29 protein-coding genes are annotated in these 21,532 nt (G+C 62.0%); 18 read left to right on the forward strand and 11 right to left on the reverse strand.

Going from position 1 to position 21,532, the window contains the following annotated elements; genetic code table 11:
* The first annotated feature begins 17 nt into the window (after positions 1–17).
* Positions 18–710, forward strand: coding sequence for a dienelactone hydrolase family protein (locus tag GV829_RS04845; protein WP_169944396.1), 693 nt, complete (start codon positions 18–20; stop codon positions 708–710).
* Positions 707–1,108, forward strand: coding sequence for a nuclear transport factor 2 family protein (locus GV829_RS04850; protein WP_169944399.1), 402 nt, complete (start codon positions 707–709; stop codon positions 1,106–1,108). Before GV829_RS04845 ends, GV829_RS04850 begins: the two co-directional genes overlap by 4 nt.
* Before the next feature lie 76 nt (positions 1,109–1,184).
* On the opposite strand, the gene GV829_RS04855 is transcribed toward GV829_RS04850, so the two are convergent.
* The 5 genes from GV829_RS04855 to hemE all read right to left on the reverse strand — a co-directional run bounded on the left by GV829_RS04855 (position 1,185) and on the right by hemE (position 5,177).
* On the reverse strand, positions 1,185–1,907 hold the full coding sequence (locus GV829_RS04855; protein WP_169944401.1) for a TerC family protein: 723 nt from the start codon (positions 1,905–1,907) through the stop codon (positions 1,185–1,187).
* The gene (locus GV829_RS04860; protein WP_169944403.1) at positions 1,904–2,200 is read right to left on the reverse strand and encodes an antibiotic biosynthesis monooxygenase family protein; all 297 of its coding nucleotides are present in this window, start codon (positions 2,198–2,200) and stop codon (positions 1,904–1,906) included. The genes GV829_RS04855 and GV829_RS04860 overlap by 4 nt, the downstream gene beginning before the upstream one ends.
* Positions 2,201–2,239: 39 nt before the next feature.
* On the reverse strand, positions 2,240–3,496 hold the full coding sequence (gene rho, locus GV829_RS04865) for a transcription termination factor Rho (RefSeq protein WP_169944406.1): 1,257 nt from the start codon (positions 3,494–3,496) through the stop codon (positions 2,240–2,242).
* A 187-nt stretch (positions 3,497–3,683) separates the two neighbouring features.
* Positions 3,684–4,124 carry a CopD family protein gene (locus GV829_RS04870; RefSeq protein WP_169947966.1) on the reverse strand — a complete coding sequence of 147 codons (441 nt, stop codon included), beginning with the start codon at positions 4,122–4,124 and terminating at the stop codon, positions 3,684–3,686.
* Positions 4,125–4,142: 18 nt separating this feature from the next.
* Positions 4,143–5,177, reverse strand: coding sequence for a uroporphyrinogen decarboxylase (hemE, locus tag GV829_RS04875; RefSeq protein ID WP_246203049.1), 1,035 nt, complete (start codon positions 5,175–5,177; stop codon positions 4,143–4,145).
* A 144-nt stretch (positions 5,178–5,321) separates the two neighbouring features.
* On the opposite strand from hemE, the gene GV829_RS14295 reads away from it, so the two are divergent.
* The 12 genes from GV829_RS14295 to GV829_RS04930 all read left to right on the forward strand — a co-directional run bounded on the left by GV829_RS14295 (position 5,322) and on the right by GV829_RS04930 (position 12,712).
* The gene (locus GV829_RS14295; RefSeq protein WP_246203051.1) at positions 5,322–5,519 is read left to right on the forward strand and encodes a hypothetical protein; all 198 of its coding nucleotides are present in this window, start codon (positions 5,322–5,324) and stop codon (positions 5,517–5,519) included.
* Positions 5,516–6,352: a pyruvate, water dikinase regulatory protein gene (locus GV829_RS04880; RefSeq protein ID WP_246203053.1), complete on the forward strand. Its 837-nt coding sequence runs from the start codon at positions 5,516–5,518 to the stop codon at positions 6,350–6,352. Before GV829_RS14295 ends, GV829_RS04880 begins: the two co-directional genes overlap by 4 nt.
* The gene (locus tag GV829_RS04885) at positions 6,349–6,948 is read left to right on the forward strand and encodes a Maf family protein (protein ID WP_169944411.1); all 600 of its coding nucleotides are present in this window, start codon (positions 6,349–6,351) and stop codon (positions 6,946–6,948) included. The genes GV829_RS04880 and GV829_RS04885 overlap by 4 nt, the downstream gene beginning before the upstream one ends.
* Positions 6,945–7,796 carry a shikimate dehydrogenase family protein gene (locus GV829_RS04890; protein WP_169944413.1) on the forward strand — a complete coding sequence of 284 codons (852 nt, stop codon included), beginning with the start codon at positions 6,945–6,947 and terminating at the stop codon, positions 7,794–7,796. The genes GV829_RS04885 and GV829_RS04890 overlap by 4 nt, the downstream gene beginning before the upstream one ends.
* A complete protein-coding gene (coaE, locus tag GV829_RS04895) occupies positions 7,793–8,422 on the forward strand; it encodes a dephospho-CoA kinase (protein WP_169944415.1) in 630 nt (209 codons plus the stop codon). Before GV829_RS04890 ends, coaE begins: the two co-directional genes overlap by 4 nt.
* A gap of 12 nt (positions 8,423–8,434) precedes the next feature.
* The gene (dnaQ, locus tag GV829_RS04900) at positions 8,435–9,139 is read left to right on the forward strand and encodes a DNA polymerase III subunit epsilon (protein WP_169944418.1); all 705 of its coding nucleotides are present in this window, start codon (positions 8,435–8,437) and stop codon (positions 9,137–9,139) included.
* Positions 9,140–9,233: 94 nt separating this feature from the next.
* Entirely contained in the window at positions 9,234–9,827 is a 594-nt protein-coding gene (gene hpf, locus GV829_RS04905; RefSeq protein ID WP_169944420.1) for a ribosome hibernation-promoting factor, HPF/YfiA family, read from the forward strand.
* A 180-nt stretch (positions 9,828–10,007) separates the two neighbouring features.
* A complete protein-coding gene (locus GV829_RS04910) occupies positions 10,008–10,475 on the forward strand; it encodes a PTS sugar transporter subunit IIA (RefSeq protein WP_169944423.1) in 468 nt (155 codons plus the stop codon).
* Positions 10,476–10,481: 6 nt separating this feature from the next.
* Positions 10,482–10,961 carry a PaaI family thioesterase gene (locus GV829_RS04915; protein WP_169944425.1) on the forward strand — a complete coding sequence of 160 codons (480 nt, stop codon included), beginning with the start codon at positions 10,482–10,484 and terminating at the stop codon, positions 10,959–10,961.
* Positions 10,962–10,967: 6 nt separating this feature from the next.
* A complete protein-coding gene (locus GV829_RS04920) occupies positions 10,968–11,321 on the forward strand; it encodes a DUF1491 family protein (protein WP_246203054.1) in 354 nt (117 codons plus the stop codon).
* A 217-nt stretch (positions 11,322–11,538) separates the two neighbouring features.
* Positions 11,539–12,165 carry a cell wall hydrolase gene (locus GV829_RS04925; RefSeq protein ID WP_246203056.1) on the forward strand — a complete coding sequence of 209 codons (627 nt, stop codon included), beginning with the start codon at positions 11,539–11,541 and terminating at the stop codon, positions 12,163–12,165.
* A gap of 58 nt (positions 12,166–12,223) precedes the next feature.
* Positions 12,224–12,712 (forward strand): MmcB family DNA repair protein, encoded by a 489-nt coding sequence (locus tag GV829_RS04930; RefSeq protein ID WP_169944427.1) that lies wholly within the window; start codon positions 12,224–12,226, stop codon positions 12,710–12,712.
* Between the two features lie 28 nt (positions 12,713–12,740).
* Here the strand turns inward: GV829_RS04930 and GV829_RS04935 are convergent, their stop codons facing one another.
* Positions 12,741–13,376: an ankyrin repeat domain-containing protein gene (locus GV829_RS04935; protein ID WP_169944428.1), complete on the reverse strand. Its 636-nt coding sequence runs from the start codon at positions 13,374–13,376 to the stop codon at positions 12,741–12,743.
* A gap of 123 nt (positions 13,377–13,499) precedes the next feature.
* Between GV829_RS04935 and GV829_RS04940 the strand changes: the two genes are divergently transcribed.
* From GV829_RS04940 to GV829_RS04950, 3 genes are all read left to right on the forward strand, one after another.
* Entirely contained in the window at positions 13,500–14,138 is a 639-nt protein-coding gene (locus GV829_RS04940; RefSeq protein WP_169944430.1) for an SCO family protein, read from the forward strand.
* Positions 14,135–14,593 carry a YcgN family cysteine cluster protein gene (locus GV829_RS04945; protein WP_169947973.1) on the forward strand — a complete coding sequence of 153 codons (459 nt, stop codon included), beginning with the start codon at positions 14,135–14,137 and terminating at the stop codon, positions 14,591–14,593. Before GV829_RS04940 ends, GV829_RS04945 begins: the two co-directional genes overlap by 4 nt.
* A gap of 63 nt (positions 14,594–14,656) precedes the next feature.
* A complete protein-coding gene (locus GV829_RS04950) occupies positions 14,657–15,397 on the forward strand; it encodes a M48 family metallopeptidase (protein WP_246203058.1) in 741 nt (246 codons plus the stop codon).
* 16 nt (positions 15,398–15,413) lie between these two features.
* On the opposite strand, the gene GV829_RS04955 is transcribed toward GV829_RS04950, so the two are convergent.
* The 5 genes from GV829_RS04955 to GV829_RS04975 all read right to left on the reverse strand — a co-directional run bounded on the left by GV829_RS04955 (position 15,414) and on the right by GV829_RS04975 (position 20,913).
* On the reverse strand, positions 15,414–17,513 hold the full coding sequence (locus GV829_RS04955; RefSeq protein ID WP_169944432.1) for a transglycosylase domain-containing protein: 2,100 nt from the start codon (positions 17,511–17,513) through the stop codon (positions 15,414–15,416).
* 83 nt (positions 17,514–17,596) lie between these two features.
* Positions 17,597–18,007, reverse strand: a complete 411-nt coding sequence (gene msrB / locus GV829_RS04960) for a peptide-methionine (R)-S-oxide reductase MsrB (protein ID WP_169944435.1) — start codon at positions 18,005–18,007, stop codon at positions 17,597–17,599.
* Between the two features lie 31 nt (positions 18,008–18,038).
* Positions 18,039–19,142: an FAD-dependent monooxygenase gene (locus GV829_RS04965; protein WP_169944437.1), complete on the reverse strand. Its 1,104-nt coding sequence runs from the start codon at positions 19,140–19,142 to the stop codon at positions 18,039–18,041.
* On the reverse strand, positions 19,139–19,807 hold the full coding sequence (locus GV829_RS04970) for a methyltransferase domain-containing protein (protein WP_169947977.1): 669 nt from the start codon (positions 19,805–19,807) through the stop codon (positions 19,139–19,141). Before GV829_RS04970 ends, GV829_RS04965 begins: the two co-directional genes overlap by 4 nt.
* Positions 19,808–19,851: 44 nt before the next feature.
* A complete protein-coding gene (locus tag GV829_RS04975) occupies positions 19,852–20,913 on the reverse strand; it encodes a type III polyketide synthase (protein ID WP_169944439.1) in 1,062 nt (353 codons plus the stop codon).
* Positions 20,914–20,980: 67 nt separating this feature from the next.
* On the opposite strand from GV829_RS04975, the gene GV829_RS04980 reads away from it, so the two are divergent.
* Entirely contained in the window at positions 20,981–21,529 is a 549-nt protein-coding gene (locus tag GV829_RS04980; protein WP_169944441.1) for a DUF4402 domain-containing protein, read from the forward strand.
* Positions 21,530–21,532: the final 3 nt, after the last annotated feature.

A 21,532-nucleotide genomic window follows, 5' to 3' on the forward strand; every position in this document is an offset into this window, starting at 1 on the left:
AACAAGAGAGGAAAATCATGACCACCAATGCCAAAGTCGGAGAAATGGGCGTCTATGTCGCCGCTCCCAAGGGTGAAGCCAAAGCGGCAATCATCGTTGTCCCCGAGATTTTCGGAGTGAACCCCGGCATCGTCAAGAAATGCCAGAAGCTGGCTGCCGAAGGTTATCTCGCGGTGGCGCCGGAAATTTTCTGGCGCTTTGCCGCCGGGGTCGAGCTCAATCCCGACGTCGAATCCGAGCTTCAGCAGGCATTTGGCTATTTCCAGCAATATGATGCCAATGACGGTGTGATCGACATTGAGGCAACGATCAAGGCGATCCGCGCGGGCATCGCTGGCCATGCACCGGTCAGCAAGGTCGGGCTGGTCGGATACTGTCTGGGTGGCAAGCTCGCCTATCTGGCGGCAGCGCGCACCGATATTGACGCCTCGGTCGGCTATTATGCGGTCGGTGTTCCGGACATGCTGAACGAAAGCCATGCCATCGCCAATCCGCTGGCGCTGCACATCGCGGGAGCGGACGGCTTTGTCCCTCCCGAGGCGCAGGCGGCGATGCACGCCGGGCTTGATGGCCATGCCAAGGTGACGCTGTTCGATTATCCGGGGCTCGACCATGGCTTTGCCACCGAAGAGGGTGACCGGCGCCATGAAGAAGGTGCGACTCTGGCTGACAGCCGCACCGCCGCCTTTTTCCGCGAGCATCTGGCATGAGTGGCGCGCAGCTAGGCCGCGAACGCTGGCATGCCTATTTCAGCGGGGGCAAGGATCCCGCCGACCTCAGGGCAATGCTGGCCGAGGATGCGGTGTTCCACTCGCCCGTGGTGCACAGCCCACAAGCCGGGCGCGACAAGGTGTTCATGTATCTCGACGCCGCGAGTGAAGTGCTCGGCGGCGAACCGAGCTTCACCTATGTCCGTGAACTGGTCGACGGCGACCATCTGATGATGGAATTCACCGCGATGATCGATGGCATTCACATCAACGGCATCGACCTCGTTACCTTTGATTCCGACGGAATGGTCAAGGATTTCAAGGTGATGGTCCGTCCGCTCAAGGCGGTGAACATGCTGTGGGAAAAGATGGGAGCCCAGCTCGCCAAGGCGGGGTGATGTCACCTGGACGGCTTTGAAACAGGAAAGGGCCGGGATCGCTCCCGGCCCATTTTCTGTGACGCACGAGGATGGCTCAGCTGAACAAGGTGCCGATACCAACAGCCGGATCAACCCAGCCTTCGTAGATCATCTTGGCCGCGACATAGACGATGACGGCAAGGCCGATGTAGGCAATCCAGCGATAACGCTCGATATATTTGGCGATGATGTTGGCGGCGACGCCCATCAGCGCGACGGCAAAAATCAGGCCAACGATCATGATACCGGGGTGCTCGCGTGCAGCCCCTGCGACAGCGAGGACGTTGTCGAGGCTCATCGACACGTCGGCAACGGCAACGGCCCAGGCGGCGCCGGCAAAGCTCTTGGCCGGGCGAAGGCCGGAGTGCTCGTCGCCCTGGACCTCCGGCGAACCTGGCGATTCAGTGGTGTGGCGCAGTTCCCGCCACATTTTCCAAGCCACCCAGAACAGCAACACGCCGCCAACGAAGATCAGGCCGACGATTGCCATCAGCTGCGTGACGACGAGGGCAAAGGCAATACGCAGGACAAGAGCGGCAAGGACACCAATTATGATGACCTTGCGCCGCTGCTCCGCAGGCAGCCCTGCGGCAAGAGCACCAACAACGATCGCATTGTCCCCGGCGAGCACCAGGTCGATCAACAGCACCTGGACAAATGCGGCGAGTGCCGAAGGAGAGGTGATGTTCGAGAAATCGGCAACAATATGCTGCCACATCTGCGCCGGGCCACCGAGATCGGCCGAAACGGATGTCAGCATGGGCAAGAGATCGATCATGTCAGTATCGCGTCCTTGAAATAGGTGACGCCGGGCAGGACGTCATAATAAGGGTGGAGCAGAGCCCGCCACTCCTGGTATCGGTCCGAACCCCTGAAACCGATGCGGTGATCATCTATGGAGTCCCATCGAACCAGCAGAAGATAGGTTCCCGGCTGGTCGGCCGAGGGGCGAAGTTCGAGACCGCAAAAGCCCGGAGAGGCGGCGATGAAGGGGCGGGCGCGAACGAAATCGGCTTCGAAATCCGCGACCCGCCCGGGTGCCACCTGCAAGAGTGCCTGTTCGACGATCATCGCCCCATCCCCCGATGGCGAACGACGGCCTGTGGCCGGTTACTGGTTCATGCTTTCGAAGAAATCCTCGTTGGTCTTGGAATTCTTCATCTTGTCGAGCAAAAACTCCATCGCGTCGACGGTGCCCATCTGCATGAGGATGCGGCGCAGCACCCACATCTTGCTGAGCTTGTTCTTCTCGACCAGCAGCTCTTCCTTGCGGGTGCCGGACTTGCCGACATCAAGAGCCGGGAAGATGCGCTTGTCAGCAACCTTGCGGTCGAGGACGATTTCGCTGTTGCCGGTGCCCTTGAACTCTTCGAAGATGACTTCGTCCATCTTGGAGCCGGTATCGATCAGCGCGGTGGCGATGATCGACAGCGATCCGCCTTCCTCGATATTGCGCGCGGCGCCAAAGAAGCGCTTGGGACGCTGCAAGGCGTTGGCATCGACACCGCCGGTCAGCACCTTGCCCGATGAGGGGACAACGGTGTTGTAGGCGCGGCCCAGACGGGTGATCGAGTCGAGCAGGATAACGACATCCTTCTTGTGCTCGACGAGGCGTTTGGCCTTTTCGATCACCATTTCAGCGACCTGCACGTGGCGCGAGGCGGGTTCGTCAAAGGTGGACGAGACGACCTCACCCTTGACGCTGCGCTGCATGTCGGTGACTTCCTCCGGCCGTTCATCGACCAGCAGGACGATCAGGAACACCTCCGGGTGATTGTCGGTGATCGCCTTGGCAATGTTTTGCAACAGTACGGTCTTGCCGGTGCGCGGCGGCGCGACGATCAGGGCGCGCTGGCCCTTGCCCTGCGGGCTGACCAGATCGATGACGCGGGCCGACATGTCCTTTTGCGTCGGGTCGATCGTATCGAGGGTTAGCTTCTCATCGGGATAGAGCGGCGTGAGATTGTCGAAATTGACGCGGTGACGGACGGCTTCGGGATTATCGAAATTGACGCTGATCAGCTTGGTCAGGGCAAAATAGCGCTCGCCATCCTTGGGCGCCCGGATCTCCCCTTCAACAGTGTCACCTGTGCGCAGGCCATAGCGGCGGACCTGGTTGGGGCTGACATAAATGTCATCCGGACCAGCGAGATAATTGGCTTCGGCACTGCGCAGGAAGCCGAAACCGTCGGAGAGCACCTCGATAGTGCCCGAACCAATGATTTCCTCCCCATCCTCGGCCATCGCCTTGAGGATCGAGAACATGATGTCCTGCTTGCGCAGGGTCGAAGCACCCTCGACGCCCAGCTCTTCGGCCATTTCGACCAGCTCGGCGGGGGTTTTCTTCTTCAGGTCTTGCAAATGCATGATGGTGGTTCCGGTGGGAAATGGCGCGGCGGCAACAAAATGGAGCAGGTGCCGATGCGATGGGGAATCGCTACAACGCGCAAAAGCGGGAAAAATGACGCGACCTGCTGCCGCGACATACCCTGCCAATTAGGTATTGCGCACGAACCTGTCAATCAGCCGGGGACCAGACGAGTGCGTCCCGCGTTCAGAAGGGTTTGACAAAGACCAGTATGACAATGGCGATGGTGGCCAGCCCTGGTACCTCGTTGAGCAGGCGCAGCTTTTTTCCGCTCAGCCGATGCTCACCACGGCGCAATGCCTTCATATAGCCGATGACCCAGCCATGATAGGCTGACAGGCCGATGACCAGTGCCAGCTTGACCAGAAACCACCCGTCCAGCCAGAATCCACCATGAGCGGCCAACACCATGCCGAATACCCACACCAGGACAATCGAAGGGTTGAGAATGATCGACCGCAGCTTGTTCTCCCGATCGATCCAGCGGTCGATTTCCGGTGATCCCGGCTCGCATTCCTGATGATAGACGAAAAAGCGCGGCATCATGAACAAGGCGGCCATCAGGAAAATGACGAAGATGACGTGCAGCGCCAAGACCCAAAGATAGGCACCGCCAAGAAATCCGATCCAGTTTTCAAGCATGGCTTATGCCGCTCCGACGCCATTGCTGCCTTCATCCAGCCGTACACGCCGCACCAGTTGCTCGACATGGGCAATCGGCGTGTCGGGCAAAATGCCGTGACCGAGGTTGAAGATATGTGGCCGCGTCGGGAAAGCGGCGCGGATGGCATCGATCCGGGCGTTCAGCGCGTCTCCACCAGCAATCAGCAGCAATGGATCAAGATTGCCCTGGACCACCATCTTTTCCGGCAGGACGGCATTGGCCCACACCGGATCCACGGTTTCATCAAGGCCGATGACGTCAGGTTGCACACCCAGAGCATAAGCCAGCAGCTTGGCACCGGCACCCTTGGGAAAGCCTATCACCGGCACGCCCGGGCAGGATGCGCGAACCCGGTCAACAATCGCCCGGTTGGGGGCAATGACCCAGCGTTCAAATTCATCGGGCGCCAGACTGCCGGCCCAGCTGTCAAACAGTTGCACCGCATCAACGCCCGCCTCAACCTGTTTGATCAGATAATCGGCAGTGGCATCAACGATGGCATCAATCAGCGCGGCGAAACGGTCGCGCTGCGTATAGGCCATCCGCCGGGCGGCGCCATGATCCTTGGAGCCTTGCCCATCAACCATATAGGTGGCGACTGTCCAGGGACTGCCCGCAAAGCCCAGCAGGGCCCGTCCTGACGGCATCGACTGTTTGAGCAGGCGGATGGTTGCATAGACAGGCTCCAGCCGCTCAGGGGCCGGTGTGAGCGTCTCCAGCGCGGTTTCGGCGAGGCGGGGAGCGAGACGGGGGCCTTCGCCTGCCTCGAACCACAAATCCTGACCCATCGCATGCGGGATGACGAGGATGTCGGAGAAAAGAATAGCGGCGTCAAAATCAAAGCGGCGCAAAGGTTGCAGCGTCACCTCGCAGGCCGCTTGGCTGTCATGCACCAGTTCGAGAAAGCCGCCCTTTTCGGCCCGCAGTTCACGATACTCCGGCAGATAGCGCCCGGCCTGGCGCATCAGCCACATGGGTGGTGGCGTGACACGCTCACCCCGAAGGACGGTCAGCATGGCGTCGTCGCGCAGGGCAGGCGGGCAATCCATCATAATATAAAGAGACTCTTGATTGATGATGATAGTTGGGCCGTGGATTGCGGGGGCATAGTCCCCCCTGCCCGAATTGCCAACAGGCCGGTGGAATCGACTCGCGGGTTCATGACGAGTCGCGGAATCTGTCCCGACTATCCACAGGCTGTGGATGATCGGCAGATATGGTGGACCATCCTGTGGACAGAATCGGTGCGGCTGTGGGGCAATGGCGATACCCGCTTTCATCCCTTGAATTATCCACAGCTTGCCCACAAAGATCGGGCATCAGGGCATGGCTGCCCGGTAAGCGGGACCCGTCATTGAAACTGCACCTTCACCTGTTATCCGATTCTACCGGTGAAACGCTGGAGAATATCGCCAAGGCGGCACTGGCCCAGTTTGATGATGTTTCGGTCACCCGCCATTTCTGGCCGATGGTCAGGTCGGCGGCCCATCTGGAGCGTATATTGGGTGAAGTGGCGGACAATCCTGGTCTGGTGCTGTTTACCCTGGTCAATCGCGAATTGCGCGCGGAACTGGAACGCCGCTGTGCTGCATTGGGCTTGCCGGTGGTTGCCGCGCTTGATGCGGTGACGGATTCGCTTGAACGGATGCTGGGTCAGCAGGCCAAGGCGCGGCCTGGACGCCAGCATATGCTTGATGCGGCTTATTATGCCCGGGTCGAGGCCATTCATTACACCATGGCGCATGATGACGGGATCGCGTGGGAAGATTGGGAAGAGGCCGATATTGTGCTGGCCGGCGTCTCCCGCTCATCGAAGACGCCGACATCCATCTATCTCGCCAATCGCGGATACAAGACCGCCAACATCCCGATTGTCCCGGAATCGCCGCCACCGCCTATCCTCTATGGACTTCAAAATCCGTTGATCGTCGGCCTGACCACCAGTGCCGACCGATTGGTTGCGGTGCGGCGCAACCGGCTCTCCGCACTGGGGGAGGACCGGGCGACCGCCTATGCTGATGAGGAAGCGGTCAAGACCGAACTTGCCTATGCCCGGCGGATGTTTGCTGACAATGACTGGCCGGTGATTGATGTTACCCGCCGGTCGATCGAGGAAACTGCCGCGGCGATCATCAAATTGTGTGAGGACCGTCGCGGCGAGCGCCGCGCCAACGGTCATGAACCGTCATGACTGGTCCGCTGATCCTCGCTTCCCAGAGTTTCAGCCGCCGGGCGATGCTGGATGCGGCTGGCGTCAGCTATGACGCCTGTCCTGCCCATGTTGACGAAGATGCTGTGAAACAGGCGTTGCTCCGGGAAGGACAGCCGGCCCGCGCGGTGGCCGATGCCTTGGCCGAGCTCAAGGCCCTGAAAATATCCCTGGCCGATCCCACTGCACTGGTGATCGGCAGTGACAGCGTCGTGTCGGTTGACGGGCGCCTGTTCGACAAACCGGTCAGCCGCGCCAATGCCGCCGAGCATTTACGTGCCTTTTCGGGCAAGACCATGCTGTTGACCAGCGCGGTTGTGCTGGCTGAGGGGGGGCAACCGGTCTGGCGGCATGTGGGCGAGGCCAGGTTGGACGTCTGGCCGCTGAGCGAGTCTTTCATTGACGCCTATCTTGACGCTGAATGGCCGGCCATCGCCGGCTGTGTGGGCTGTTTCCGTATCGAAGGACCGGGGGTCCAGCTTTTCTCGGCCTTGCATGGCGACTATTTCACCATATTGGGCATGCCTTTGCTGCCGTTGCTCGGCCAGCTTCGCCAGATGGGACATATGCCCGCATGAACCAGTTGGACATCGCAACACCTGAAACGCCCGCACCGGGCGGTCGCTATGCCGAAGTCATTGGCGATCCCATTGCCCAGTCGAAATCGCCGCTGATCCATGGCTTCTGGCTCGACAAGCTGGGTCTGGAGGGGAGCTATCGGCGGTGCCATGTTCGCGCTGACCAGCTGGGCGACTATGTTGCGCGCCGCAGTGCCGACCCGGACTGGCGCGGATGCAATGTCACTGTTCCCCACAAGCTGGCCGTACTCGATCACGTCCTTGATCCTGGCGGCGTTGGCGACAGCATCGGTGCGGCCAATACATTGTTCAGGAGTGAAGGCGGGGCGTTGCACGCCACGAACACCGATGCGGCGGGTTTTTTTGCGCCGATTGCCGACGTCGATTGGGCAGACAAGCCGGTTGTGGTCATCGGCGCGGGGGGTGCCGCGCGGGCGGTGCTGTTTGCGCTCGCGCGCATGGGTGCAGGTCCCGTGACGATCCTCAACCGCAATGTCCTGAAAGCCAGCGCCTTGCTGGCGGCGATGGGGCTGAAGGGTAAGGCACTGCCTTTGGGTTCGCGGATTCCGCCGGCGGCCCTGCTGGTCAATGCCTCTTCGCTGGGCATGGTCGGCCAGGATCCGCTGGAGATTGACCTTGCGCCCTTGCCCGCTGACGCGATGGTCTATGATCTGGTGTACGCCCCGCTGGTCACCGATCTGCTTGCCCAGGCCGAAGACCGGGGGCTCGTGACTGTTGACGGGCTTGAAATGCTGGTCGGGCAGGCGGCAACCGCCTTTGAGCTGTTCTTTGGCGTCGAGGCGCCGCGCCAGCATGATGGCGAATTGCGCGAAAGGTTGATGGCATGAGCGCGCCACCCTCCCCGGTTGACCATGGCCGGCCGCTCCTGGTCGGGCTGACCGGATCCATCGGCATGGGCAAATCGACCGTAGCGGCGATGATGCGTGACGAAGGGGTGGCAGTGTTTGACGCCGACGCCGAAGTCCACCGTTTGCAGGCGCCCGGCGGCGCCATGCTGCCGTTGATTGAAGCGGCCTTTCCCGGCACCACCGGGCCGGCCGGGCTTGACCGGGCCGCCTTGGGTGCACGGGTGTTCGGCGATGATGAGGCGTTACGCACGCTCGAACGGATCGTCCATCCGGCGGTGGCCGAGAGTCAGGCGGAATTCATGGCGCGTCACAGGCATGATCCGCTGGTGGTTCTGGACATTCCGCTTCTGTTCGAAAAAGGTGGTTTTTCGGCGGTTGACCGCATCATCGTGGTCTCCGCGCCAGCCGATGTCCAGCGTGAAAGGGTGCTTGCCCGGCCCGGCATGACGGTCGAAAAGTTCGAGGATATTGTCGCTCGCCAGACGCCCGACGCCGACAAAAGGGCGCGGGCGGATCATGTCATCGATACCAGCGCCACACTGGACGAAACACGGGCCCAGTTGCGTCATGTCCTCGCTTGCCTAAGGGCCGAGAGGGGCGCATAGTTTGCCCAGACCATGCGCGAGATAGTGTTCGATACCGAGACGACAGGGCTCAATGCCGGAGGGGGAGACCGCCTCGTAGAGATAGGCTGTGTCGAACTGGTCAACCGGGTTGAGACTGGTCGCGTTTTCCACGCCTATTTCAATCCCGAACGGCCGATGCCGCCCGAAGCCCAGGCGGTTCACGGCCTTTCTGACGCTTTTCTGGCTGACAAGCCGCTGTTCGCCGATGTCGTGGACGAACTGCTCGAATTTCTTGGCACCGACGCCAAGCTTGTGGCGCACAATGCCATGTTCGATTTCGGCTTTGTCGATGCTGAACTGGTCCGGCTCAAACGCTTGCCGCTCGACCGGACCCGGATGATCGACACGGTGGCGATGGCGCGACGGATGCATCCCGGCGCCAAACACAGTCTCGACGCGCTGTGCACCCGCTATGGCATCGACCGCAGCCATCGCGTCAAGCATGGCGCGTTGCTCGATGCCGAATTGCTTGCGCAACTTTACGTGGAAATGACCGGCGGTCGTCAGATCGGCCTTGAGCTGGGCGCGCAGTCGGCAACCCCGGACAGCAGTCCCATGGCGGCGGTGGGGCGGGCGATGGCTGACCGCAAAAGTTTCCGACCGCCCAGGCCCCATGCCGCCACGAATGAGGAACTGGCCCGTCACGGCGCCTTTATTGCCTCCATCAAGGGCGCGCTTTGGGACGATCGGCCCTAGACCAAGACCATAAGAAACCAGGGAGACAGAAGAGGGGAATTGAAGCGTTACCAACCGAACCATCCAGCAGACGACATAGAAAAGGAGAAATATCATGGAAATCCGTGTTTCGGGTCATCAGATCGAAACGGGCGAGGCCCTGCAAACCCATGTCGCTGACCGGATGAACGCCATTGCCGACAAATATTTCTCCCGCGCCATTTCGGCCCACGCGACCTTTGGCCGCGGCCCGCATGACTCGATCACCTGCGATATTATTTCCCACGTCATGCAGGGAGTGGTGCTCAAGGGGCATGGCCAGGCCCAGGACGCGCATGTCAGTTTTGAATCGGCAGCCGAAAAGATAGAAAAGCAGCTGCGTCGTTACATGCGTCGGCTCAAGGACAAGGGCGCGGCCAACGCTGCCGGCAACGGTGCCGACGCACCCACGCTCGACGATCTTGATCTGGATGCGGGTTACACCGTGTTCGAGGCGACCGAGGCAGAGGAAGAGGGGGGTGATGCCCCGGCTATCATTGCCGAAACACGGGTTGATATCCCGACCGCCAGTGTTTCGGATGCCGTGATGATGCTCGACTTGCGCAACACCACCGCGCTTTTGTTCGTCAACGCCCGAACAGGCGCCCACAACATGGTCTATCGCCGTCCGGACAACATGATCGGATGGGTAGAACCGAAGCGCAACTGACGCTGTCTTGTCGCCAGTGGTGATGGCGTTTCCTTGCCGTCACGTCATCACTACTGGATATTTGCTTCCGGCGCGGCTATGGGCCCGCCAGTCTCCCCTTGCCGGATGGCCGCGCGGCCTGAGCCTTGATCATCAGCCCAGGGTCGTTTCACGCTGTCATCCCATGATATTGCGAACCCGATGAACCGATTGACCAACCTCGTCTACCCTGCGACCGTAAGGGCGCAATTGCAGGTAGAATCCAAAAGGGCATTCTTTCCCCTGGCTGGCGCTATTGCCGCTACCGCGCTAGGCCTTGACGCCAGCGAAGTGACCGAAGCCCTTCTCGAACGCGAACGGCTTGGCTCGACGGCCTTTGGCCGGGGCATGGCCCTGCCGCATGCCAGGATTCCCGGCCTTTCCGGAGTACGCGGACTGTTTCTCCAGTTCAGCCGTCCGGTTGATTTTGACGCCATTGATGCTTTGCCGGTCGATCTCGCCTTCGTGCTTTTGTCGCCAGTGGATGCTGGCGCTGATCATCTCAAGGCGCTCGCCCAAGTTTCTCGTTTCCTGCGTGATGATGCTACGGTTTCACGGTTGCGAGGGGCCCGGTCGTCGGAAGCCGTCTACGCGATACTGACCGGGGAAGAGGCGCGTGACGCGGCCTGACCGGTCATGAGCGGTGCCGATGCAATGGCTGCTACGTCAGGAGAAGACGTCCATTTCCGGGCGCTTGAGTCCCTTTATGCCGCCGCGCCGATCAATCGCAGCTTTCCATCAAGGCTGGAGATCATCCGTGCCGGCGAGGCGCGCATCCTGTTTGATGTTCAGCCCGAACATTTTCACGCCGCCGGTGCCTTGCATGGCACCGCCTATTTCAAAATGCTCGATGACGCCGCATTTTATGCCGCCAACAGCCTTGTGCCAGACCGCTTTCTGCTGACGACCGCGTTCAACCTGCTGTTTACCCGGCCGCTGCGGTCCGGGCCGGTGACCGCCCATGGTCGATGGATCAGCGGCCGACGCCGTGTCTATGTTGCCGAAGCCAGTCTGACCGATGCCGAGGGTGAGGAAGTCGCACGGGGAACGGGTACCTTCATGCGCTCCAACTATGCGCTGTCCGGTCTGCCCGGCTACAGCATGGCGGCAGACTGATCCGCTGTGACGTATGCCCCGCCGCCCCGGCTGACCAGCGCCATGCTGGTTTCGGCGATGATCAGGCGGGTACAGGCAGCCGGGGGATTTGCCGCGATCATCCAGCGCGGCGATGATCAGGCCGGTGCCATATGGGTAGAATGTGCCGACCGCGGACAGACGCAACTGCTGCTCGAACGAACCACCGGCTTTGACGGCACGGATCAGTGGCGCGTGGCCGATCCGGACCCTGCCGTTGATGCGGAGCGCTATCGTGAGCGGATGGAACGCCGGCGACGGAGTGACCCCGACCTGTGGGTAGTTGAACTTGATATCGCGGATGCGGCTCGCTTCGCCGCCGAAACGATTGGCGCGGCTTGACCTTTGCGGTCAGCGCGGCCAAGGGCTCTTTCCGTAAACGTCAACGCGCAGGTTACCCGTGTCACCGGCATCGTCCTCCGGACAGGCCGTGTGTCGGTTCCCATCCAGGGCACCACCGGGAAAACACGCAGACGGACGGCGCGGCGAGTCGGAATGGCTGTCTTGGGCAGCATGTGCCCGGCTCTCTCCGCGACCATCCGCCCATTTGGTCGAACACGTGAGTCGTATTTTCCAGGCCGCCTCGGTGCTGGCCATTGGCGCAACCGCGCTGCTTGCTGCTCTTGTCTCTGTGCCTGTTCTGGCCGGCGATGTAGCCCCTGCCCCTGTTGCGGAGCCTGCTGCTGATATCACTGCCGATGCAGCTGACGCAGCAATGACTCCTCCTTCAATTCCCTTTCCTCCCGCTTCGTCCGAGACACAGCTTGTCATCCGTCATGACAGCCTGGCTGCGCTGGTTGCCGCGACCCCGCATCGCGAACCCGAAGACAATGATCTGCGCTGTCTCGCAACCGGTGTTTACTTCGAATCCCGCGGCGAGCCGCTCGACGGACAGTTGGCTGTCGCCAACGTTATCCTCAACCGCGCCAGCAGCGGCCGTTTTGCCAGCAGCGCCTGTGCCGTGCTGACTCAGCCCGGCCAATTCTCCTTTGTCCGTCGCGGTGTCATCCCGTCGCCGTCAACGTCTGCCGCCTGGCGCGCCGCCGTCGCCGTTGCCCGCATTGCCCGCGAGGAACAGTGGCACAGCCCCGCCCCTGGTGCGCTTTTCTTTCACGCCCGCCACGTTTCCCCTGGTTGGGCACGGCCGGTTGTGGCCCGGCTGGGGAACCACATATTCTACCGTTGACAGGCTGGCCAATCAGCAAGGGTCTTGCTTTGTTCCCTGCTGCGGCTAGACTTTCCTGATGACGGGCTTGCTTGATATTTCCCGCGCGGATGATGTGGCCCGCGGTCTGTCGCGGCTGTTTCACCGCCGGTCCCTCACGGTTTTGTGCGAAGTGCCGCTGCCCAATGGCCGCCGGGCAGATATGGTGGCGATTGATGGCAGGGGCCAGATCAGCATCGTCGAGATAAAGGTGTCGAGGGCCGACCTCTTGGCCGACAGCAAATGGCCGGATTATCTGGACTGGTGTGACCGTTTTTACTGGGCGCTGTCGCCCGCGCTGGATCCGGGGCTGATAGCGGGGCCGGCCTGGCAGCCGCAGCGTTGCGGCCTGATCATTGCCGACCGTTATGATGCCACTGTCCTGCGTGAAGCCGCCGCCTGCGCCCTGGCACCTGCACGGAGGCGCAGTGAATTGCTGCGTATCGGCCGGTTGGCAATGCGCCGGCTGATGGTCAGCCTTGATCCCGATCTGGCCGTCCATGCCGGCGAACAGGATATTGGCTTGTAAAGGGAGATACCAGCGTGTCCCGAAGCTGTCAGCGCGGGCCCTGGACTGGTCCCTGGATAACAATGCCGGTGGTGTTTGATGTGCGCGGCGCATTGATTGCCGCCAGAACAGCGGCGGAGCGCCGATCTTCGCTGGCATAATCGCGTGGCGACTTGCCTGCCAGATTATCGGTAATGTCCGCATCGGCGCCAAGATCCATCAACAGCCTGACCATCGCCACATCGCGACGATGGACGGCGGCGTGGAGGGCGGTTTCGCCGCCGCCATTGGCGTGGTTGACGCGGGCGCCGCGTTCAATGAGCGCGCGAGCTCCCGCCACATAGCCGGCCTGCACCGCAGAGATCAGGGGCGTCACACCCTGACGGTCGGCAATATTGGCATCGGCACCGCGGCCGAGCAGATAGTTCATCCAGCCGATATCCTGCCGACCCACGGCAATGAGCAGCGGCGTTTCCCCGCTGGTTATGTCCCGCGTGTTGACCAATTGCGGTGTTGCGTCGATCAGTTCGCGCGCCTTGGCCAGGTCGCGGTCGCGCACCGCTTCAAGCAGACGATAGGCCGGAGATCCCTGAGCGGTGACGGCAACTGGACCAGCCAGTGAAGCTGCCGTCATGCCACCAAACAGCAAGGCAAAGGCGAGACGGCGGGACAGATGGCGATGCATGTGACGAGCGAACCCCAATTCTATGCCCTTTTGCGCGCAGGGCGGGATAACAGGACAAGCGGACAACGACCGGTCGCACCGCTGTTGATTTTCCATCCGTGCCGACGCAAGGCTGAGCCTGTCATGAACAGCACTCCTCATATCGCGCGCTCGCTTGCCCTTGCAAGCCTGATGCTGACCGGAACCATGTTGACTGGCTGCAGTGGTCAGCCCCCCGTGGAACCTGCACCATTGGAAGGCGCCGCCATCGGCGGCAGTTTCTCCCTGACCGACCAGACCGGACGGACAGTGACCGATGCCGATTTCAACGGCCGCTATCGGCTGATCTATTTCGGTTACAGCTTTTGCCCTGATGTCTGCCCGGTTGACCTCAACTGGCTGATGCTGGGGCTCAAGCAGTTTGAACGAAGCGAACCCGCCCGGGCAGCCAAGATTGCGCCGATCATGATCACCGTTGATCCGGAACGCGATACACCAGAGGTGATGGCCGCCTATGTCAGGCAATTTCACCCACGGCTTACCGGCCTGACCGGTTCGCTCGACCAAATTCAACAGGTTGCCCGTAAATATGCGGTATCCTTTCAGAAACAGCCCGGTGTCACGCCGGGCGCCTATCTCGTCGCCCATGTCCAGATTGCCTATCTCATGGGTCCTGACGGGAAACCCGTGGCCTTGATCCCCGTTGATCAGATTGGCACCACCGAGGTCAATGAAGGTTCGCCCGACAAGGTCGCTGCCGAACTGGCCCGCTGGGTCCGCTGACCGGCGTGGCCAGTGAGCCGCCATTCTGGGAACGCCCGCTGTCCAGCCTGACCCGGGACCAATGGGAGGGGTTATGCGACGGGTGCGGCAAATGTTGCCTGCACAAGCTGGAAGATGAGGATAGTCATCCCGACGAGGTGCGGATTTACCCGACCAATGTCGCCTGCAAGCTGCTCGACCGGGACAGTGGCCGTTGCACCGATTATCGCAACAGGCGCAAATATGTTCCGGACTGCCTGCAACTCACCGCTTCGAGGGTTGATGATCTGCCCTGGCTGCCGCTGACCTGTGCCTACCGGTTGCGGGCGCAGGGCCGGCCGCTGCCTGACTGGCACTATCTTGTCTGTGGTGATCGGGAAGCCGTGCACCGGGCGGGGCAGTCCGTGCGCGGCTGGACGATCAGTGAAATTGATGCAGGACCGCTCGATCACCATATTGTTGACCGCCCGGTCTGAACGATGGGGTTGCTGGACCGCTTGTTGTCGCCGCGTCAGCCTGGGGCCCGCCGCGTGCCCCAAATGGCACCCTCCGGGCGGATGGTAGCGTCGTCGACCAGCGACTTTTTCATCACATTCGGTGAAGAAAGGTTGCTGGTCAGGGTCAGGCGCCATCCACGGGCCCGCCGGTTAAGGCTGCGCTATGATGCGGCACTGGGTGAACTCAAACTGGTGATTCCGCCCCGCGCTGGATTGGGTGATGCTCGGCGCTGGGTGGAAGGGCAATCAGCCTGGATCGAACGGCAGCGGGCGATCCGACCGCAGGGGGAACCCGTCCAGCAGGGAAGCGTCCTGCCCTGGCGCGGAGGCACGCTGACCGTCTGTTGGTCCGCGCAATCCCCTCGAACGCCACGTATCGATGGTGACAGGTTGTGCCTCGGAGGTCCGCAATCAGCCATTGGCCGCCGCATCAGGCGCTGGATGGAACAGGAAGCCAGGCAAGAATTTGCCGCGGCCAGCCAGGCAATGGCTGATCGTGCCGGCCTGAAACTGTCGGCGGTAAGCGTTGGCGATCCACGCAGCCGGTGGGGCAGTTGCACATCGACCGGGCGTATCCGCTATAACTGGCGGCTGGTCATGGCGCCTGATCATGTGCGGCTGGCGATTGTTGCGCACGAAGTGGCGCATCTGGCGCATCTCAATCATGGACCGGCCTTTTATGATCTCGTCCACAGCTTGTGCGGGGATGCGCACGACCGCTCACGCGAGTGGCTCAGGCATCACGGATCGGATCTTCACCGCTGGCGGTTTGACGGGGTTTGAGCGGGCGGGTGGGGGCCTACGGCCCGCCTTGACCCGATCCCCGCTGGCCGGTGGCACGATTGCCATTGTCACCACCGCTGCCAGTGACTTCGTCGATCCAGCGTCGGTCCAACCGCGGCTTGTCTGCAGTGTCCGGGCCGGGGCCATCTCCAGGTGTATCTCTCGGCTGAGGGCCCGGTTGAGCGGGATCCAGCTCGATTGGCTGGCCGTTCTCGTCGACAAACTGCGCTTCGAGTGACGGGTCGCCATAATAAGCTTCCTCGTCACTTTCGAGCTGCCACTGGGGGAGCTCCACTTGCGTGGTGAACTCCTCAACCGGACGGTTGGCCACCGCGACACGCATGAAATCAGCGAAAGCGCGGGCAGGCGCGGCGCCGCCCTGTAATCCCGTGACCGGCCGGGCATCATCACGCCCCATCCACACACCTGTGGTCAGCCCGCTCGAAAAACCGAGGAACCAGCCATCCTTGTTGCTGCTGGTTGTACCGGTCTTGCCGGCAACCGGGCGACCGATCTGGGCCGCCCGACCGGTGCCAGTGTTGACGGCGGTCTGTAACAGATCGGTGATTCCGGCGGCCACCCAGGCATCGACCAGTATGTTTTGCGGTGGCGGCGCACGCTCATACAAGGTGCGGCCCTCGGCAGTGGATACTTTGGTGATCCCGTAAGGCTGGATCGACTTGCCCCCGGCCGATACGGCGGCAAAGGCGGCGGTCAGGTCGATGACCCGGACATCCGCGGTCCCCAGCACCATCGATGGCTGCGTGTTCAGTTCGGAGGTGATACCAAAGCGGCGGGCCATGTTGGCTACGGTCGAATAGCCTATCGAATCACCCAATTTGGCAGCTACCGTGTTCACCGAATAGGCAAAGGCGGTGCGCAGATCGATCGTGCCGGAAAAACGGCCATTGCTGTTTCGCGGGGTCCAGCCATTGATCGTCACCGGCTCGTCGACGACCTCGTCATCGACCTTGTAGCCGGACTCGAGCGCCGCCATGTACACGAACAATTTCCACGCGGAGCCGGGCTGACGCTCTGCCTTGGTTGCGCGATTGTAATTGGAACTCACATAATCGCGCCCACCGACCATCGCACGCACCGCACCATCGCGATCAAGGGCCACCAGCGCGGCTTGGGCCCCTTCGGGGGTGTTGGACTGGATAGAGGCCGTGGCGGTGCGCTGCATATCAAGATCAAGCGTTGTCCATACGTCGAGCGGCTCAACACTCTCGTCGATCAATGCATCCAGTTGCGGGATGGCCCAATCGGTGAAGTAACGGGCGCTGTTCTGGTTGGGTTCAGAGGCCAGCCGCACTTCGGCAGGCGCCGCTGAGGCGCGCTGCGCCGGGGTGATCACACCGGCATCCACCATCACGTCCAGAACAACATTGGCCCGACCAACCGCCGCCTGGGCATCGGCTGTCGGTGAATAGCGGGACGGCGCCTTGACCAGGCCGGCGATGATGGCCGCTTCTGACAGGCTCAATTCTTCGGCACCATGGCCAAAGAAGGTACGTGAAGCCGCATCCACGCCATAGCTGCCGCCGCCGAAATAGACCTTGTTCAGATAAAGTTCGAGGATTTCGTCCTTTGAGAACTTCCACTCTAGGGCCATGGCGAGAATGGCTTCGCGGGCTTTGCGGGCCATCGAATAATTGTTCGACAGAAAGACGTTGCGGGCCAATTGCTGGCTGATGGTCGATGCGCCCTGCAAGCGACGACCGGTGCCGCGCCGTTCAAAGGCGACCTTGACGGATCGGGCAAGGCCAATCGGGTCAACGCCAAAATGGTAGCGGAAGCGGCGGTCTTCGACCGCGACCATGGCATCGCGCATCACGGCCGGCGTTTCAGACACTTTCAGCCAGCGACCGTAATTGGGGCCGATCGAGACGATAACCGTGCCGTTGACGTCGCGAAGCCGGATGGTCTGCGCGGTGGGGGAGCGGCGAAGCTCCTCGAAGCTCGGCAGGTTCCTGACCGCTGCTGCCACGGCGACAGCGACGCCCAGCGCAACCAGCAATGCCAGAATCAGACCATAAGTGATGGTCTTGCCAAGGATGCGCCGAAACCGGCCTTGCGTCGGCTCAGGCGCCGATGACCTTGATGAGCGTGCCATGCGGACGCCTGATTAAATCGCCGAGGGCGCGGCGACAAGCGGTTTCACCGGCGTCTCTCCGCCATGGCACCGGTCGTGGCGTCTCAGCGCGACGAGTCCGCATCGCGATCCTCAAAGCCCAGTGCGACGCTGTTCATGCAAAAACGCAGGCCGGTGGGATTGGGGCCATCGGGGAAGACATGGCCAAGATGGCCGTCGCAGCGCGCGCAGCGCACCTCGTCACGGATCATGCCATGGCTGGTATCGCGATGAATGGTAACGACATCTTCAGACAGGGCGGCCCAGAAGCTCGGCCAGCCGGAACCGCTTTCATATTTGGTTTCGCTGTCAAACAGGGCGGCGCCGCAACCCGCGCAGACATAATGGCCATCGCCCTTGTGCAGGTTGAAATGGCCGGCAAAGGCGCGTTCGGTGCCATGCTGGCGCAGCACATGATATTGCTCAGGGGTCAGGCGTGCACGCCATTCGTCGTCGGTGAGGTCGAGTTTGTCCATGACGCTATCATGGCCTTGAATCCCCGGCCTTTCAAGCGTTGCCAGGCACCCGGGTGCCGCGCGCCAGCACCCCGGTCAACATCGGCAGCTGTTGCAGCAGGGCAACTCCGGCACCGTTCCAGCGAGGATGTTCGGCCAGTGCCCAGATAATCCGGGCCAGCGTCATGGGCGGGGCGAGTCGGCGCGCCATGCGCCGTTGCCAATCGGCAGACCTGTCCCCCTGACGCCATGAGGCCACGGCCGACGACGCTGTGGACAGGGCGATACCCATGCCCTCCCCCGCCAGTGACGGGATCACCGCCGCCTGATCGCCCAGATGCCACAGGCCATCGGGTCCGCTCGAACGGCGCCAGCCATAGGGAATGGCGGCAATGGCATCAATCGGCCCGACCGGATCGGCAGCCGCCAACCGCTCACCCAGGGGGCCATTGGACGCACCCCATTGGGCTATCAGCACCTCGGGCTTTCCTCCTGCTTCGCTGAGCCGGGATTTGTGGACGGCCAGACACAGGTTGGCCGTGCCATCTTCTTGCCGAACCAATCCGGCATAACCACGGTCAAACAGGAACAGCTCGACCGCCTCACCCACCAACATCGCTATCTGCCTGGTTGCGCTGAGACGCAGGCGCAGGCCCACAACAGGGTCGGCCGCCACTTTGGCGGGAGGATGTCGTTGATGGCCCGCCACGCCATATTTGCCATGAGCGACGAACAGATCAGCCGGCTTCAGTGTGGCACCGTCCGACAACATCACCGCATCCGGGCCATAGGTGCGAACACTGATGCCCCGCTCGACCGAGGCACCGGCCGCCAGCGCCTGGTCAAGCAAGGCCGTATCCAGCGCCCGGCGGGAGAGGCCCATACCGCGCTGGGGCAGGGGCGCGCGGGCCATCCGCCGGCCGGCAAACAGGCGGACTTCATTGACCGGCTGACCGCCAAGCAGTTGTGGTGACAGCCCGAGCCGTTCGAGTGCGGCCAACGATTGCCAGGACAGGAAGCCTCCGCAAATGGCGTCCCCGATCTCGCGGTTACGTTCGATGATCAGTGGTCTTTGGCCGGCGCGGGCCAGGTCGATGGCCGCCGCGGCGCCGGCAATCCCGCTGCCAATGATCAACAGGGGCAACGTCCCCGTCATCGGCGGATGCGCTCGACACACAGCCGCCATGGGAACCAGCGCCGGACCCGCGCTTCCCGGATTCCGGCTTGCGCCAGGATCGACTGCCATTCGCCAACCCGGAAACTGCGCGCGATCGACAGTTGCCCGTCGCGCCGGACGATCGGGTCCACCCACAGCAGGCTGGCAAGCAGGGGATAGCCGACAAAGGGCAGGCGCTGGCGATGGAGATCGTTGATCAGCCAGCCTAATCGCGCTTCGCCTTCCATGAAATGGAGGAAGCAAAGCCGCTCCGCTTCGGTCATGTGGTGGGTCACCAGACTTGAAATCACTATGTCCCAGCCTTGCCCGGCGAGTGCCTGATAATCGCCGGTAACCCACCGGATCGGCAGGTGCGGATCGCTGGCCGCGCGGGCCGCCATTTCGCTGCGCGGGTTCAGATCGACGCCGACCAGATCGACTGGCCGGCCATGCACGCGGGCCATTGCCGCGATGGCGCGCAGCATGTCGCCCTGCCCGAAACCGACGTCAAGCAACCGTAGCGGCCTGGTGTCATCGGCAGTCAGGTTCATGATATGTTTGATGAAAATCAGGGTCGGGCGCTGGGCCATTGTTACAAGATTGATTCTTGCCAGATCATTCAGGACCCGGACATAGCGTTCATCAGGCAGGTCGAGCGCGTCCATTTCCTCTTCGCGGATCACAGGCCTGTCCAACGCGGTGAAGGGGTTCACGGGATGAAGTCCAGCCGTATCGCTTCGGCTGCCAGTCCCGGCCCGAACGCCAGTGCCAGCCCCGGCCCGCTGGCCGCGTCCCGCCGCAGCCGCTCGATGACAAACAGGACAGTTGCCGATGACATATTGCCGCATTCGGCCAGCACAGCGCGGCTTGCGGCCAGAGCCTGTGGCGGCAAGGCCAACGCCCGTTCAACGGCGTCCAGAATGGATCGTCCGCCGGCGTGGATGGCAAGGTGCGTTGGCGCGTCGTTGCCAAACAGCGCGGTCTGGGTCGATCCGTCGTGCAGGGCTGCCTCTATGCGGGCCGGGACTTCGCCCGACAGCCGCATGACAAAACCCTGCTCGCCAATGTCCCAGCGAATCAACTCGTCCGACTGTGGCAAGGCGAGGCTGATGCCGTCTCCCAACATCACACCGGGGCCGGATCGCCCGTCGATGATCCCCGCTGCGGCACCATCGCTGAATTGCAACATTGCCAGCAAGGGTTCGATCGCGTCCGTATCTTCCAGATGCAACGTTGACAGCTCGACACTGACCATCAGCACCACAGCATCAGGTTGGGAGCGCACGATATGGCGTGCCGCACGCAGCGCGGTGACGCCCGCATAACAGCCCATGAAGCCGATCAGCAGTCGTTCGACAGACGGCGCCAGATGCAAATGCCGGGCGATGATCTGGTCAATGCCGGGCGCGACAAAACCGGTACAGCTGGCGACCACGATATGCGTCACCTCGGCGGGATCAAAGTTCAGTTTCTCAATGGCTTGCATCGCCAGTTCGGGTGCCAGCCGGGCATAGAGAGCCATGCGTTCGGATGTCCCGGGTGCATGTTTGCCGGCATAGAATCCTTCGTGATCGACCGGCGACCCGCCGTTCTTTCCGGGAGGCAGCACCGACCAGCGATGATCAATGGCTGACCGGTCGGCCATGCGTTCAAACAGACGCCGGGTGCGCGGGTCGGCAATCCGGTTGGCAGCCCAGCGAATGAACGCATGATGGATGTCCTGGCTCGGGCGGGCACAGGCCAGCGCGCGCAGCCTCGCTGTCCCGCTCATCGCTTGCAACTATAGGAAATGGCGGACAATATACCCTTCCTTTACCATGTCGGCGCCAGATGGAACCATGGTGACATACCGTCCCTTTGCCCTTGTGCTGCTGGCACTTGGCTTGCTTGCGGCCCTTTCTCCCTCGGAGATTTCGGCGCAATGCCTGCTGTGCACTGACAGGGACACTGGTAGCACGGTCACGGACAACAGGGCCAGCAATGATGAGGATCGCATCCCGCTGAGGGTCACCGTCGTTGCGGATCTTGATTTCCCGCTGCTGGTCAGTGACGGTCGAGGCGGCAGCATAACGCTCGATCCTTCTTCCGGGCAAAGCCGGGCTGACGGTACGGTTTCGACCATGGGCGGTTCGGGATTTTCCGGCCGGGCCGTCGTCGAGGGGTCACCCGGCCGCACCATCCGTATCGATTTGCCGCAAGAGGTGCGGCTCAGTTCGACAGGCGGCGGTGAGGTGCGGATCACGAATATTGTCAGTTCCCTGCCCCCCCGTGCGCGGCTGGGCCCGGACGGCAGGCTGGAATTCTCATTCGGCGGGCGGCTTGAGCTCGATGGCCGGGCCGATGGCGACTTTCGCGGACGTATTCCGATCACCGTCAGCTATGAATAGCGT

Origin of the sequence: Sphingomonas lacunae, from assembly GCF_012979535.1 — a bacterium.
GTDB classification, from domain to species: Bacteria; Pseudomonadota; Alphaproteobacteria; order Sphingomonadales; family Sphingomonadaceae; genus Sphingopyxis; species Sphingopyxis lacunae.